The organism is Kitasatospora sp. NPDC048298, from assembly GCF_043201465.1.
Classification (GTDB): Bacteria; Actinomycetota; Actinomycetes; order Streptomycetales; family Streptomycetaceae; genus Kitasatospora.
Map to the genome: position 1 here is coordinate 73,005 of NZ_JBICYZ010000039.1, position 15,100 is coordinate 88,104.

Annotated in this window: 13 protein-coding genes; 9 read left to right on the forward strand and 4 right to left on the reverse strand. The window is 72.6% G+C overall.

What is annotated here, in order from left to right:
• The first annotated feature begins 217 nt into the window (after positions 1-217).
• The 4 genes from ACGF0D_RS26610 to ACGF0D_RS26625 all read left to right on the forward strand — a co-directional run bounded on the left by ACGF0D_RS26610 (position 218) and on the right by ACGF0D_RS26625 (position 5,392).
• A complete protein-coding gene (locus tag ACGF0D_RS26610) occupies positions 218-1,693 on the forward strand; it encodes an amidase (RefSeq protein WP_392920377.1) in 1,476 nt (491 codons plus the stop codon).
• A gap of 137 nt (positions 1,694-1,830) precedes the next feature.
• Complete coding sequence (locus ACGF0D_RS26615) at positions 1,831-3,390, forward strand: MFS transporter (protein WP_392920379.1); 1,560 nt, start codon at positions 1,831-1,833, stop codon at positions 3,388-3,390.
• Positions 3,391-3,444: 54 nt separating this feature from the next.
• Positions 3,445-4,110, forward strand: coding sequence for an HAD family hydrolase (locus ACGF0D_RS26620; RefSeq protein WP_392920382.1), 666 nt, complete (start codon positions 3,445-3,447; stop codon positions 4,108-4,110).
• A 79-nt stretch (positions 4,111-4,189) separates the two neighbouring features.
• Positions 4,190-5,392 carry a glycosyltransferase gene (locus ACGF0D_RS26625; RefSeq protein WP_392920384.1) on the forward strand — a complete coding sequence of 401 codons (1,203 nt, stop codon included), beginning with the start codon at positions 4,190-4,192 and terminating at the stop codon, positions 5,390-5,392.
• Between the two features lie 102 nt (positions 5,393-5,494).
• On the opposite strand, the gene ACGF0D_RS26630 is transcribed toward ACGF0D_RS26625, so the two are convergent.
• A complete protein-coding gene (locus tag ACGF0D_RS26630; RefSeq protein WP_392920387.1) occupies positions 5,495-6,973 on the reverse strand; it encodes a purine-cytosine permease family protein in 1,479 nt (492 codons plus the stop codon).
• A 208-nt stretch (positions 6,974-7,181) separates the two neighbouring features.
• Positions 7,182-8,705: a S8 family serine peptidase gene (locus tag ACGF0D_RS26635; protein ID WP_392920389.1), complete on the reverse strand. Its 1,524-nt coding sequence runs from the start codon at positions 8,703-8,705 to the stop codon at positions 7,182-7,184.
• Positions 8,706-9,124: 419 nt separating this feature from the next.
• Between ACGF0D_RS26635 and ACGF0D_RS26640 the strand changes: the two genes are divergently transcribed.
• On the forward strand, positions 9,125-9,481 hold the full coding sequence (locus ACGF0D_RS26640; protein WP_392920392.1) for a beta/gamma crystallin domain-containing protein: 357 nt from the start codon (positions 9,125-9,127) through the stop codon (positions 9,479-9,481).
• A 257-nt stretch (positions 9,482-9,738) separates the two neighbouring features.
• Entirely contained in the window at positions 9,739-10,059 is a 321-nt protein-coding gene (locus ACGF0D_RS26645; protein ID WP_392883240.1) for a hypothetical protein, read from the forward strand.
• Between the two features lie 77 nt (positions 10,060-10,136).
• Here the strand turns inward: ACGF0D_RS26645 and ACGF0D_RS26650 are convergent, their stop codons facing one another.
• The gene (locus tag ACGF0D_RS26650; RefSeq protein ID WP_392920406.1) at positions 10,137-11,744 is read right to left on the reverse strand and encodes an MFS transporter; all 1,608 of its coding nucleotides are present in this window, start codon (positions 11,742-11,744) and stop codon (positions 10,137-10,139) included.
• A gap of 209 nt (positions 11,745-11,953) precedes the next feature.
• Here ACGF0D_RS26650 and ACGF0D_RS26655 point away from each other — a divergent pair, with 209 nt between their 5' ends.
• A complete protein-coding gene (locus tag ACGF0D_RS26655) occupies positions 11,954-12,946 on the forward strand; it encodes an Lrp/AsnC family transcriptional regulator (RefSeq protein WP_392920395.1) in 993 nt (330 codons plus the stop codon).
• Between the two features lie 51 nt (positions 12,947-12,997).
• Here ACGF0D_RS26655 and ACGF0D_RS26660 read toward each other — a convergent pair whose 3' ends face one another.
• Positions 12,998-13,495 carry a phosphoribosyltransferase gene (locus ACGF0D_RS26660; protein WP_392883238.1) on the reverse strand — a complete coding sequence of 166 codons (498 nt, stop codon included), beginning with the start codon at positions 13,493-13,495 and terminating at the stop codon, positions 12,998-13,000.
• A gap of 375 nt (positions 13,496-13,870) precedes the next feature.
• Here ACGF0D_RS26660 and ACGF0D_RS26665 point away from each other — a divergent pair, with 375 nt between their 5' ends.
• Together ACGF0D_RS26665 and ACGF0D_RS26670 are read left to right on the forward strand one after the other, a co-directional pair.
• Positions 13,871-14,668: a S1 family peptidase gene (locus ACGF0D_RS26665; protein WP_392920398.1), complete on the forward strand. Its 798-nt coding sequence runs from the start codon at positions 13,871-13,873 to the stop codon at positions 14,666-14,668.
• Between the two features lie 42 nt (positions 14,669-14,710).
• A partial coding sequence (locus tag ACGF0D_RS26670; protein ID WP_392920400.1) for a transposase occupies positions 14,711-15,100 on the forward strand: 390 nt, incomplete at its 3' end.

Genomic DNA, 15,100 nt, shown 5'->3' on the forward strand with positions numbered 1-15,100 from the left:
GGTTGATCGTGTACCCGACACCGGGGTACACGCGCGCGACGGCCCGCCCGGCCCGCCGGCCCCACCGACCCCGCCGAACCCACCCGCCCCGCACCCCGCACCACCGCCCCGCCCCGCACCCCGCCGCGGACGCCGTGCAACCCGGACGCCCGGCCCGGTGTTCCCCCTCACGCCCGGCTCCTGGAGCCCAACCGACGAACCCCGTGCGAGGCGTGAGATGACCGAAAGCACCGAACTGAGCGCCACCCGACTCGCCGAGGCGATCCGCCGGCGGGAGATCTCCCCGGTCGAGGCGGTCCAGGCGGCACTGGAGCGGATCGAGAAGACCAACCCCGCCGTCAACGCCTTCGTGACCGTCTGCGGCGAACGCGCCCTCGAACAGGCCGCCGCCGCCGAACGCGCCGTCACCTCCGGCGCCGAACTCGGCCCGCTGCACGGCGTCCCCATCGGCGTGAAGGACCTCGACCCCGTCGCCGGCGTCCGCATGGCCCGCGGCTCCCTGGTCTTCGCCGAGGACGTCCCGCAGGAGACCATCCTCTGCGTCGAACGCCTCGAACAGGCCGGCGCGATCGTCGTCGGCAAGACCAACACCCCCGAGTTCGGCTTCAAGGCCACCACCGACAGCGCCCTGTTCGGCCCCGCCTCCACACCCTTCAACCGCGCCATGAACGCCGGCGGCTCCTCCGGCGGCAGCGCCGCCGCCGTCGCCTCCGGCATGGTCCCGCTCGCCCAGGGCTCCGACGCCGGCGGCTCGCTGCGCGTACCCGCCGCCTTCTGCGGCGTCTTCACCCTGATGCCCACCTTCGGCCGGGTCGCCGTCCCCGCCAAGCCCAACGCCTTCCGCCGCTACAACCCGATGGTCTGCTACGCCACCCTCGCCCGCACCGTCGCCGACGCCGCCCTCGGCGTCGACCTGATGTCCGGCGAGCACCCGTACGACCCGTATTCCTACCCCGCCCCCGACCGGCTCGTCGACGCCCTCCACGGCGACCTCACCGGCCTCACCGTCGCCTACAGCCCCGACCTCGGCGGCTACCCCGTCGAACCCGAGGTCGAAGCCCTCGTCCGCGCCGCCCTGCCCGCCCTGCGCGACGCCGGCGCCACCGTCGAGGAGATCGACTTCACCCTGCCGCTGCCGCACGCCGACCTCACCGCCATGTGGCGCCGCTACCTGTCCGTCGCCCACGCCGAATCCGCCGCCATCTCCCGCGACAACGGCCTCGACCTGCTCGGCACCTACGCCGGCTCCATCGACCAGGCCTACCTGGACTCCGTACGCGTCGGCGAATCCCTCAGCGCCGTCGACTTCCGCCTCGAAGACCTCGACCGCACCCGCGTCCTCTACGCCTTCGAGAACCTCTTCGACCGCTACGACCTGATCGTCAGCCCCGTCAACGCCGTCACCGGCATCCCCAACTCCGCCGGCCGCGACACCGTCGGCCCCGACACCGTCCACGGCCAGCGCGTCGACCCGTTCGTCGGCTGGTCCCTCACCAGCCCGTTCAACCTGATCGCCAGCCCCGCCGCCTCCGTCCCCGTCGGCCGCGCCCGCAACGGCGTCCCCGTCGGCCTGCAACTCGCCGCCCGCCGCCGCAACGACGCCCTCGTCATCCGCGCCGCCGCCGCCCTGGAAGAGCGCCTCCCCTGGGCCGCCACCTACCAGGACCTCGACCTGGACGCCACCACCGCCTGACCCGACGCCACCACCCCCCGCCACCACCGGCCGGACCGGACGCAACCCGACCGGCCCGGCCGGTGTTCCACCACCAGGACCACCCCCCGGCCGACGAACCGGCCCACCCGCCGGGGGAGCGACGAAGGGGAGACACCGTGCAAGCCACCACCCGGCAACCCGCCGGCCGGCGGACCGGACCCAGCGGCACCGCGCTGCTGGTCCTGCTGATCGGACAGTCGATGGCCAACATCGACCTGGCCATCGTCAACCTGGCCGTACCCGCCGTCAGCGCCGACCTCCACGTCAGCGGCTCCGCACTCACCCTGATGGTCACCGCCTACGCGCTGTGCTCCGCCGTCCTCCTCGCCCCCGCCGCCCGACTCGGCGAACGCCTCGGCGTACGCCGCGTCTACCTCTCCGGCCTCGCCCTGTTCACCCTCGCCTCCCTCGCCTGCGGACTCGCCACCAGCGCCCCCGTCCTCATCGCCGGACGCTGCCTGCAAGGCGCCGCCTGCTCCCTGATGATCTCCCAGGTCCTCATGGGCATCCACCGCTGGTACACCGGCCCCGCCCGCGCCCGCGCCCTCGGCTGGAACGCCGTCACCCTCTCCGGCGGCGCCGCCCTCGGCCAGATCCTCGGCGGCACCATCGTCTCCGCCGACATCCTCGGCACCGGCTGGCGCGCCGTCTTCCTGCTCAACGTGCCCGTCGGCGCCCTCATCCTGCTGCTCGGCGTCGTCCTGCTCCCGCACGACCGACCCGCCACCACCGCCCGCCGCGGCGACAACGACATCCCCGGCACCCTGCTGCTTGCCGCCGCCTCCCTCACCGTCCTCATCCCGCTCAGCCTCACCCGACCCGCCTGGATCTGGCTCCTGCTGCCCGCCGCCCTCCCGCTCGCCGTCCGACTGGTCCGCACCGAACAGCGCGTCATCGCCCGCGGCGCCACCCCCGCGCTCGACCTGCGCCCCCTGTCCACCCCCACCGTCCGCTGGGCCCTCACCACCTCCTCCGGCTGCACCCTCACCTACATCTCCATGCTCTACCTGCTCTCCCTCCACCTCCAGGACCACCTGCACCTGCCCGCCTGGCAGGCCGGACTCGTCCCGCTCGGCTGGGTCCTCGCCTTCGGCCTCGCCGGCCCCGTCATCGGCCGTGCCCCGCACCGCCTCGCCCGCCGACTGCCCTTCATCGGCTGCACCCTGCTCACCACCGCCTACGCCCTCGCCCCCGTCGTCCCCGTCGGCGAGGGCACCGCCATCTGGCCGCTCACCGCCGTCCTGTGCATCGGCGGCTTCGGCCTCGGCCTCACCAACACCTCCGTGCTCAACCTGCTCACCACCGCCGTCCCGCCCCGCCACGCCGCGACGCTCAGCGGCACCGTCAACACCCTCTCCACCGTCGTCGGCGTCACCGGCGTCGCCCTCTTCGGCGCCCTCTACCCCTGGCTCAGCCGCAGCACCTGGGCCGGACCCACCACCGCCTACACCCTCGCCAGCGCCGGACTCGCCCTCATCACCGCGTTCTGCGGCTACGCCGCCCTGCGCGCCGTCGCCACCGCACCCGACCCGGCCGACACCCCCGACACACCGGACCCGGCCGACGCAACCGACCCGGCCGACACCCCCGACACACCGGACCCGGCCGACGCAACCGACCCGGCCGCCCCGGTGTTCACCACCGGGGAACGCCCCGGCGCGCCCACCACCGGCTGAACCCCGCACACCACCACCGCACCACGCACACCCGACCCAGAGGACGACCCCGCCATGACCGAACTCCACCACCTCCACGCCAAGGCCGCCCTGTTCGACCTCGACGGCACCCTGGTGGCCACCGAACACCGCAGCCGCGCCGCCTGGACCCGCCTGTTCACCACCCACCACGTGCCCTGCGACGACACCGTCCTCGCGACCTTCGTCGGCCGGCGCGGCAAGGAAGCCCTCGCCGACCACGTCCACCACTTCCCCGGCCACACCGTCGACGAACTCTTCGACGAGGCCTGCGGCTACCTCATGGGCCCCGACAGCCCGCCGCCCTTCGCCGTCCCCGGCGCCGCCGAACTCCTCGCCGACCTCCACACCCGCGGCGTTCCCCTCGCCGTCGTCACCTCCGGCCTGCGCGCCCACGCCACCGAGATGCTCGACCACGTCGGCGGTGCCGACCTCTTCCAGGTCATCGTCACCGCCGAGGACGTCACCGCCGGCAAGCCCGACCCCCAGGGCTACCTCGCCGCCTGCCGCGCCCTCGGCGTCCACCCCGCCGACGGCCTCGCCTTCGAGGACGCCCCGGCCGGCGTCAGCGCCGCCAAGAGCGCCGGACTGCGCTGCGTCGCCCTCACCACCTCCCACAACGCGGGCGACTTCACCCACGCCGACCTGGTCGTCCCCGACCTCACCCCGCTGCGCTGGACCCCCACCGCCGACGCCCACTGACACCCGCCACACTGCCCGCCGCCCCGACCACGTCCACCACCACACCAGCCCGACACCGCCGGGGAGACACGACACCGCCATGCCCGCCGCCCGCCCCTCCGCCCCCGACGCCCTCGCCGCCGCGGCCACCAGCAGCCTGATCCTCGTCCACGACCCGCTCTCCCGCGCCGTCGCCCCCGACTACTGGGACTGGTCCGCCGACGCCCACCACGGCGCCGCGCACGCGCTCACCGCCATCGACGACGACCGCGTCCGCAGCAGCACCGCCCGCCTCGCCGACGACCCCGCCGACGCCACCGCCGCCGCCCACCTCACCGCCGCCCTCACCGACCTGCTGCGCCGCCCCGAGGGAGCGGACACGGCGCTCGACGCGCTGCGCGCCGCCGCGGCCCGCACCGAGTCGCTGTCCCGGCTGATCGTCCAGCCGGGCCCGCCCGCGGCGCCGGCCGCCGTCGCGGCCCCCGACACCGCCGAACTGCTGGCCGCGCTCGCGCGCAAGCCGCACCGGGCCGGCCACCCCGTCGACGCGGCGGTGGTCATCCCCTTCCGCGCCCCCGACGACGCCACCGGCCGGGTCCGCAACCTGGCCGCCGTCCTCAACGCGCTCGCCGACCAGTCCCACCCGCGCGAGCGCTACCGCGTCGTGGTGGTCGAGAGCGACGAACGCCCGCGCTGGCGCGAGCTGTTCGCCGACGCCTGCGACACCTACCTGTTCGCGCCCGACCCCGGCCGGTTCAACAAGTCCTGGACCGTCAACGTCGGCGTGGTCCACGGTGCCAGGCCGGCCGAGCTGGTCTGCGTCCTGGACGGCGACATCCTCGTCGACCGCGACTTCGTCGCCCGGGCCGTCGAGCGCTTCCAGCGGCCCGGCACCCAGGCCCACTGGCCGTTCGAGGACATGCTCTTCCTCGACCCCGCCTCCAGCGCCCGGGCGGTGCGCACCCGCTGCCTCGACGCCGCCCCCGACCCCGGCCCGGACCGGCTGCGCGGGGTCCACCTGCGCCGTCCGCCGGGCGGCTGCGTCTGGCTGCGCGAGGACCTCTTCACCCGCATCGGCGGCATGGACGAACGCTTCTGCGGCTGGGGCGGCGAGGACCAGGACTTCGTGTGGCGCGCCGAACGCTACGGCCCGATGGACCGCCACCGCGACCCGATCGTCCACCTCCACCACGACCGGGCCGCCCACCGCGGCGACGACGGCACCCCCTTCTACGAGGAGGTCGAACGCGCCGGCTTCTGCAGCTGGCCCTGCGACTCCGACTTCGGACGCCTCGACCGCTGACCGCCCGCCGTCCGCTGCCGGCGGGCCCGGAAACGACACCGCCCCGCGGGCTCGATCGAGCCCGCGGGGCGGTGCGGGGGAGTGCGGGGTCGCGCCGTGCGGTCAGACGGTGACCCGGTCGGTGCGCTCCGCCGGGGCGTCGGCGCCCTGCCCGCCGGCGGCGGGGGTGTTCTCCCGGGGGGTGGGGAGTACGGCCATGATCGCGGCGGAGATCACGATGGTCGCCGCCCAGGCGAGCCCGTACTTGCCGACGAAGGTGCCGGAGAGCGGGCCGGCGAACCAGTCGCACTTGGTGAAGGCGAGGCCGAACAGCAGCGCGACGACCCAGGACACCATCGCCTGCCAGCAGAAGCCGCCCTTGTACCAGTACCGGCTGCCCTTGGTGGTGTCCATCAGCCCGGCGGCGTCGTAGCGCACCGCACGCGAGCGGCGACGGAACATGTCCACCGCGTAGACGCCGATCCAGGCCGAGAAGGAGACGGCGAGCAGGATCAGGAAGGTGATGAAGGAGCCCAGGAAGCTCTTGGCGACCAGCATCAGCAGCAGGCCGCCGACCAGCGAGATCACGGCGTTGATGCTGACGGCCATGGCGCGCGGCAGCTTGACGCCCATGGTCTGGGCGGTGAAGCCGGCCGAGTACATGGACAGGCTGTTGATCAGCAGCATGCCCACGATCGCGGTCAGCAGGTAGGGCACGGCCAGCCAGGTCGGCAGCAGGTCGCCGAGGAAGGAGACCGGGTCCGCGGCGTCGGCCAGGCCGGGGGAGGCCACCGCCATCACGGCGCCCATCAGCACCATCGGCACCATCACCAGGCCGGCGCCGGAGACCGTCACGCCGGCGATCTTCCGGCCGGAGGCGGAGTGGGGCAGGTAGCGGGTGAAGTCCGGGCCGGTGGGCACCCAGCTGATGCCGCCGGCGGCGATGGTCCCGATGCCGGCGATCATCATCGCGGTGGTGCCCGCGGGCTTGGCGAAGACCTCGCTCCAGTGGATGGTCGCGACCAGGTAGCCCAGCACCAGGACGCTGAAGACGCCGAAGAGGTACGTCGACCAGGTGTTGCAGACGTTCAGCGCCTTGCGGCCCATGCCGGAGACCAGGAAGGTGCAGGCGACGAAGGCGAAGAGCGTGACCACGATCAGCGCGGTGTTGCTCTTGACGCCGAAGAGCAGGTCGAGGACGGTCAGCACCGCGTACGCGCCGGTGACGGCGTTGATCGTCTCCCAGCCGAACCGGGCGATCCACAGGATCGCGCCGGGGAACAGGTTCCCGCGCACCCCGAAGGTGGCCCGCGAGAGCGTCGCGCCCGGCGCCCCGCCCCACTTCCCGGAGACCGACAGCACGCCGACCATGCCGAAGGAGGCGAGCGCGGCGCACGCGGCGACGACCAGGACCTGCCAGAAGTTCAGCCGGTTGAACACCACCAGGGCCGCACCCATGGTGAGCAGCAGGACGCTGATGTTCGCCGCGACCCAGGTCGGGAAGAGCTCGCGCACTCTGCCCCGGCGCTCGTGGTCCGGAACGGGTTCGATGCCGCGGGTCTCTATCGCGCCGTCGACGTCGACGGTGGACAGGTTGTCCATGAGGGTGGCTCCGTGCGTGTGAAGCGGGAGATGAAAACAGACAAATAGAACATTTATGGAACTCTTCGCGCGTAGCGCGGGAGTTCGGCCATCCTACGTTGTCCAGTTCCCCGACCCCGAAAGCCCCCAGCACACCACCCGCTACGGTGCGTGACCGCGAGCGCCTGGCGGTCCCGGCCGGGACACCCCGGCCGGGTATCCCCTCCGCCTACCCGACCGCGCGCAGCGCGTCGACGACGCCGAAGCCGTAGAAGCCGTTGACACGCCCGCCGCCCGCGCAGACGGCGTCCACGACGCCGTCGCCGTTCCAGTCGTACGGGTCGGCCGGGCACCCCGGGTTGTCGGCCTGGGCCCTGAGCAGCGCCCGCAGCTGGGCCGGGGTCGCCTGCGGGTGGGCGGACTTCAGCAGCGCGGCCACCCCGGCGACGTGGGGCGTGGCCATGGACGTGCCCTGCTCGTAGCCGTACTGGTTGTTCGGCAGCGTCGACAGGACGCCGCCCGACCCCGACGGCGTGTCCGAGGCCACGTACTGGTCGCCGCCCGGCGCCGCGACGTCGATCACACCGAGGCCGTAGTTGGAGTAGTACGCCTTCGCGCCCTTGGCGCCGGTCGCGCTGACCGTGACGACGCCCGGCAGCTGTGCGGGCAGGTCCCAGCACCGGTGCGGGTCGACCGTCCGGTTCACGGGGGTGGAGTCGTTGGGGCTGCCGGCGTCGGTGAAGCCCGCGGAGGCCAGGTCGTGCCTGGCGTTGCCGGCCCCGGCGACGTTGAGGGTGCCCTTGCGCTGCGCGTACCGCTGGGCGCGGTCGACCGCGTCGACGATGGCCTTCTGGTCGGGGTCGTCCAGGCAGTTGTACTGCCACGGGTCCACGTAGTAGCTGTTGTTGGTGATCTGCACACCGTGGTCGGCGGCGAACACGAAGGCGCACACGACGCTCTCGGCGTAGATCAGCTGGCGCCCGGTGGGCTGGGAGACGGTGATGCCGGAGACCTTCACGCCGGGTGCCACGCCCGCGACGCCGACGCCGTTGCGGGCCGCGGCGATCGTGCCCGCCACGTGCGTGCCGTGGAAGTAGTCCGGGTCCGCCGGCCGCCAGGAGCCGTACGTGGTGTCGGCCTTGCCGCCGGCGCAGTTCGCGGACTGCGCGGGGGAGAAGTTCGCGGCGAGGTCGGGGTGGGTGTCGTCGACGCCGGTGTCGATCACGGCGACCGTGACGTCCCCGCTGCCGGGGTTGACCTTCGCGGCCCTGTCCGCGCCGATCGCCCGCAGGTCCCACTGCTCGGCCTCGAGGGGCTCGCCGCCGTCGGACGCCTTCGCGATCCTCGCGGCCTCGGCCTCGGAGAGGCGGCGCACCGCGCCCTCCTCGGTCGTGCCCACCGTGCTCAGCGCCGCGGTCCGGGTGGCGCCCGCCGACTCCACTCCGCGCACCGCGCGCATCCGCTTGCCGAAGTCGGGGTCCGCCGAGTGGGCGACGATCACGCCGATCGCGTCGTACGTGACGACGATGCTGCCGCCGGCCGCGGTGACGGCCCGCCGCACCTGCGCGATCGTGTGCCGGTCGGTCCCGGTGTTGACGACGTACGCCAGGGCGGGCGCGTCCCCGGCCCGCGCGGCGGAGGGTATTCGGGGCGTCGCCGAGGCCGACGCGGGGAGGAACCCGAGCGAGGCGGTCAGCGACAGCACGACCGGTACGGCCAGGGCGAGCCGGGGCAGGGAACGTCGTCGAGCCATGTGGTCTCCACATCATCCGGGGGGCAGGGTCCAGCCTCGCCCGCCGACGCCTGCCGCGACTATCCGAAAAGTGCCCCGCGCCGGCACACCGAAACGGCTTGCCCTCCACCCGCCCGTCACCCGGCCGTGGCGCGCCGCCCCCGGGCTCCCGACCGCCCCTGCCGCCTCCGCCCCGGTGCGCACGTGAGCGCCACGATCGGGTGATGTCCCGGCCCGCCGGTTCGCATCCGGAGTGTTGCGGCCGGACGGGGGACCGGGGTCACTACGTTGAGGTCCCGGCTCCTCACAGCCGTTTCACCGACGGGCGCCGGCCGTGAGGAGCCGAAACGGCGAAGCACCGTTCCGACGCCGTTCCCGTCATGACGCGACGTCACCGACAGCGCCGGGCCACGTCCCGGCCCTCGTACGAGGGAGAATCCGTGATCTCGAAGACCAAGAGGGCCGTCCGCTCCATGGCCATGGCGCTCGCCGCGGCCGCCACGTTCACCGTCGGCCTGCCGAGCGGCGACGCCTTCGCCATCGACCACGTCCAGTGCGACGGCGGCCGCAACGACTTCCTGAAGATCTGGTCGCACCTCGACGGCCGCGACAGCGTCGACTGCTACGCGAACGGCGGGAGGACCGACTTCGGCGGGTGGTGGGTCGACCGGATCTCCACGGGCAACAACGACCTGACCTACTACGACGTCAACGGCGACTCCGTGCGGATCGAGCGCTGGACCGACATCACCTTCCCCAACCACCCGCCGAGGGTCGCCGCCATCAAGATCGGGTGACACGACACCACCCGGCCACTCCCCACACCGGTGCCGGTCACACCCCACCAGGGCGTGACCGGCACCGGCATGCCCGCCCGCCCCACCCGGCGCGCGCGTGCGGTCCAGGGCTTCGGCGTGGTTCGGCCTGGTCCGAATCACGTTGAGCCCGGCCCGGGGGCGCGGCGAACCTGGTGGCGCGACGCACCCGGGAGCCATGTCTCGCGGAGAACCGACTTCCGAGGCTCCAGGGCGCGGACCGCGTCGAAAGGAACACCATGCGAGCAACGAAGTCCCGGATCCTCGCGGGCTCGGCCGCCCTCGTGCTGGCAGGTCTGGGCGGCGCCGTGCCGGCCCAGGCCGCTTCGGCGCCGCTGGCCGCCGGGGGCACGGCGCCGGCCTGCATCGACCGCAGCGGCGTCACGAACATGGCCGACGGTGGGATCGCGGGCTATGTGTACAACAACTGCGGCAGGACGATGCGTGTCCGGATCATCGTCAACTACTGGCGGGACACCTCGTGCCAGTCGATCCCGAACAGGCAGAGCAGGTACTTCCACACCGTCGGCGGGACCTACGACCGGACCGCGGTCTGCTGAGAACCGGACGACGGCCGGCCCGAACAGCGGTCGACACCGGCCGGGGCACGGCAACGTGCCCCGGCCACCGCCCGGCGTCACGGTGCGCTTCGCACCCCCTGGGCGGGCACGCCGCCGGTGGAGACGTGCGCGGGACCACCGGCGGTTCGCGGCGCCAGGGCCGCGGCACCGGCCGCGCTGCCGGCACCGGCCGCGTCGGCCGGACGGCCGGCGGCCGACGCGGCCGGGCGCAGGAGGACGGCGCAGGCGAGGGCGGCCAGCAGGGCGAGCGAGGCCGACACGACCAGGCAGAGCCGCAGGCCGTCGAGGAAGGAGCCGCCCAGCGCGCTGAGGGCCGGTCCGGTGGCGGCACCCAGGTCGAGCCCGGCGACGGCGCCGAGTCCCTGCTCCCGCGCGACGGCGAGGACGTGCTCGCCGGTCTCCGCCGGCACCGCGGCGTCGGCGAGGCGGCCGGGCAGGGCGCCGAGAGCGCGGGTGGTGAGCAGGGCGCCGAGCACGGCCGGGCCGAGGGCGCCGCCGACCTGGCGGAAGGCGTTGTTCCCCGCGGCGGCCATGCCGGCCAGGTGGTGCGGGACGGAGGAGACGGCGGAGGCCGTCATCGGGGTGAGGACGGTGCCCATGCCCAGGCCGAGCAGGACCAGGCGCCAGGCGATCGACCCGTAGGACGTGCCGGCGTCGATGCCGGTCAGCGACAGCAGCGAACCCGCCATCACCACCAGACCGGCGGTGATCATGACCCGCGCGGAGACCCGGTGCATCAGCCGCCCGACGGGGACACCGACGACGAGGGACGTCCCGGACACCAGGACCAGCCGCAGCCCGGCCTCCAGCGTGCTCAGGTGCTGCACGAGGCCGAAGTACAGGCTCAGGGCGAAGAAGAAGCCGATCAGCCCCAGGAAGCTGATCATGGCGACCAGGGAGGTCGCGGCGAAGGCGGGACTGCGGAACAGCGTCAGGTCGAGCATCGGGCTGGCGCTGCGGCGCTCCACGACGACGAACACGACCGCGCTCACCGCGCCGAGCACCAGGGCCGCCACCACGTGGGGCGTACCGAAGCCGTCGGCGCCGCCCTCGATCACGCCGTAGACGACCGCGGTGACCGCGACCGCCGCGCTGATCTGCCCGGGCCAGTCCAGCCGACGGCCGTGCGGCGCCCGCGAGTCGGGCAGCAGGAACGCCGCGACGACCAGCACGACCAGGGACACCGGGACGGGCAGGAGGAAGATCCAGCGCACCCCGACGTGCTCCAGCAGCGATCCGGCGATCAGCGGTCCCACGGCCAGCGAGGCCAGCATGGACATCGCCCACAGGCCGATGAACCTGCCCCGCTCCCGGTGGTCGGGGACCGCGTGGCTGATCAGGGCCAGCGTGGTCGGCAGCAGCGCCGCCGCCCCCAGACCGGAGGCCGCCTGCCCCACCCACAACGACTGCACCGAGTCCGACGCCAGCGAGACGGCCGCGCCCAGCGCGCAGAACGCGATGCCCGTCTGGAACACCCGCTTGCGGCCGTGGACGTCGCCCCACACCCCGGTGGTGAGGATCAGCGCGGCCATCGGCAGCACGAACGCGTCCGACACCCAGGACAGTTGGGAGGTCGAGGCGCCCATCGCCCGTTGGATCGCCGGCAGGCTCACCGACACGGTGGTCACGGGAAGGTAGGCGACGAAGACGCCCAGGCAGGCCATGACGAGCGTGACGCCTCGTCCGGCCCCGGGGCGCTGCACCGTTGCGGAGTTCACGGAGTGGTTCCTTCGACTGCGGGATGCCGCGCGGGCACCGACTGCTGCTGTGTGGCGCGGACCAGCTTCACCCGAACGGTCGAGAAACCCACAAGCGATCACGGCAGACGTACAACAACCTCCACAGCAGCCCGAGACTGTGTAAGCATTCCTCCGTGCACGACGACCTCGACCGCAAAATCATCCACGGGCTCTACTGCGCCCCCCGTACCTCCTTCCGCCGCCTCGGCGAGGTCATCGGGGTGTCCGAACAGACCGTGGCCCGCCGCTACAACGCGCTGCGCCGCGACGGGGTCCTGCGCGTCGTCGGGCTGAGCAGCCCGACCGCCCACGGACGGGCGGACTGGATCGCGCGGCTGCGGTGCCGCCCCGACGCCGCGGGGCCCGTCGCCGACTCGCTCGCCCGGAGGCCCGAAGTCGGCTACGCCAGCGTCGCCTCCGGCGGATCGGAGATCATCTGCACCATCCGCTCGACCGCCGGCACCGGGCGCGACGACGTCCTGCTGCGGCAACTCCCGAAAGCCACCTCGATCCTCGACATGAGCGTCGACCTCCTCATCCACCCGTTCACCGCGCCGGGCACGGCCGGCTGGGCCGGCGGCAGGCGCTCCCTCACCGACGGCCAGGTGCGACAGCTGACGGAGCAACGCCCCGCGCCCACCGGGCCACCGCCCGCCCCGACCGACGAGGACCGCCCCCTCTTCGAGGCCCTGGCGCAGGACGGCCGCGCCTCCCACACCCACCTGGCCCAGGCCACCGGCTGGTCCGCGGCCCGCGTCGCCCGTCGCCTGGAGGCCCTGGAAGCCACCGGCGCCCTCACCTACGGCATCGACATCCTGACCGAACGGCTCGGCTACGAACTCAACGCCATCCTCTGGCTCCAGGTCGACCTGCCCGAACTCCACCGGATCGGCGAGGAACTCGCCCGGCACGACGAATGCGCCTTCGTCTCGGCCACCAGCGGCAGGCACAACCTCATGGCCGTCGTCATCTGCGAGGACACCCCCGCCTTCTACCACTACCTCAGCGGCCGCCTGGCCGGCATCGAGGGCATCAGGGGCTACGAGATCAGCGTCCGCGCACGCCGCCTCAAGCAGTCCGTCTCCCTCATCCACCACGGACGGCTGGTCCACCCCGCCCTGGGGTGAGGACCGCAGGACGGACGCCCGCGCCGGGTGCGCGGCCGCGTCCACCTCCGATCAGGCGTCGAGCACCTGCCCCTCGCGCCGGACGACCGGTCCCTGCGTCGACCACGGGAACTCGATCCAGTCGTCGGTCCTCTTCCACACGTACTCGCACTTCACGAGGGAGTGCGACTTCTCGTAGATGACGGCCGACCGGACCTCGGCGACATGGTCGAGGCAGAAGTCGTGCACCAGCCTCAATGTCTTGCCGGTGTCGGCGACATCGTCGGTGATCAGGACCTTCTTGTCGGTGAAGTCGATCGCGGCGGGAACGGGCGCCAGCATGACGGGCATCTCGAGAGTGGTGCCCACGCCCGTGTAGAACTCCACGTTCACCAGGTGGATGTTCTTGCAGTCCAGCGCGTATGCGAGACCGCCCGCGACGAACACCCCGCCGCGGGCGATGCTCAGGACGAGGTCGGGCTCGTAGCCGTCGTCGGCGATCGTCTGCGCGAGTTCGCGCACCGCCCGTCCGAAGGTCTGGTAATCCAAGGTCTCGCGCACATCAGTCACGGCGACCAGTGTCCTGGGCCGCCGCCCGGGCGGCGAGCACCGGCACGCCCAGGACCGGAAGTGTGGCGTTCCCCACGCCGGCCGCACGCCCGGTCGGCCCTTTGGCATGGGAAAGCGTCCCGCCGTGGGGTCTGGGGCGGGGCATTATTCCCCGGCCAACGTGTTCGAGGGCTGTTGTGAGAGCCGCCCGGCTGAGCGTGCTCACCTGATCAGAGTAGGGCTGCCTGCCTCGCCCGCGCCTTCGCTGAATCGAGGATTTAGCGTGACGTCATACGGGCGTGGCAGCCCGCCCCCCTTCGTGAGGTCTGTCTCGAAGGTTGATCCCCTGGAGGTTCGGTGAAGGGGAAAAGCAGTAAATTCTTCACAGCGGCGCTCATGGCCACGCTGTCGACTCTCTTCCCGTCAGCGGCGCACGCCATCACCGGTGGAAATCCAGATTCGAGCGGTGATCTGGCGTTCGTGGCCGAGGTTCGCAACACCGCCGTCGGCGGTCTCTGCACAGGTTCCCTGATCCACCCCAGCTGGGTTCTCACCGCGGTGCACTGCTCGGTGCCGACCTCGGTCGGCGACATGACGGTGCGGGTCGGAAACGGCATGGCGGCTACGGGCGGCCAGATCCGCAGAGTCAAGCGGATCCTGCGAAACCCCGCCTACATAGGCGGACACAACGACGTGGCCCTGATCGAACTCAGTTCTCCCGTCACCAATGTGACGCCCATTCAACTGGCCGTACCGGACCAGTCCTTCCTGTGGGACGGTGTGGCCGCAGGGCCGTTCACCCAGTTCGACCAAGGGATCGCCACCGGATGGGGAGTGAACTCAGCCGGTGTCCTGCCCAGTCAACTGCAGTTCGTCAGCGTCTTCATCACTCCGCCGCAACCGGACAATCTCGGAATCAAGAGAATCATGGTCGACAAGGGCCCATGCCCGGGCGACAGCGGCGGCCCGCTCCTGGTGACCCCGCAGGGCGGCGGCAACACTGTGCAGGTAGGCGTCCTGAAGGGGGCCAGCTGCGGCGGTGCCGCCTCGTACAGCGAGGTGGGGGCCGGCCCCAACCGTGACTGGCTGCTGAGTGGCTGTTGTCGTTCCGATCTTGAGGGGTGCAGGTCGAACGGGAGTCTCGATCGGGTGAGTGCGGCGGGCGCCGTGCATGAAAGCAGGGCCTCTTGGTAGCTCGAAGGGTGTCTACGCCAAAGAGCGGTCCAGGAGGCCCTGTTGTCGCAGTTCTACGGCATCGCGGGAGCGGGGTCCACTTCGGTCACTCTCGCGTGTGACTGCCTGGCACACCGGTTCGGGAACGCCGCCGACCACGGAGTCCGCGCGCGCCGCTACCCGACGGACATGTCCGATACGGAGTGGGCGGTGGTGCGGCCACTGCTGCCGGTGCCGGGCTGGCTGCGCGGGCGGGGCGGGCAGCCGGAGGCGTACTGCCACCGAACGATGCTGGACGCGGTCCGCTACCTCGTCGACAACGGAACGAAGTGGCGGGCCATGCCGGCCGACTTCCCGCCGTTTCTGTGGAATCTGATTTGTCAACATCATGCCTATTTGAGCAGTTCCATCGTCCACTCTCGCTGCTCAGCGGTGTCTGGGACAGAAAGCCCA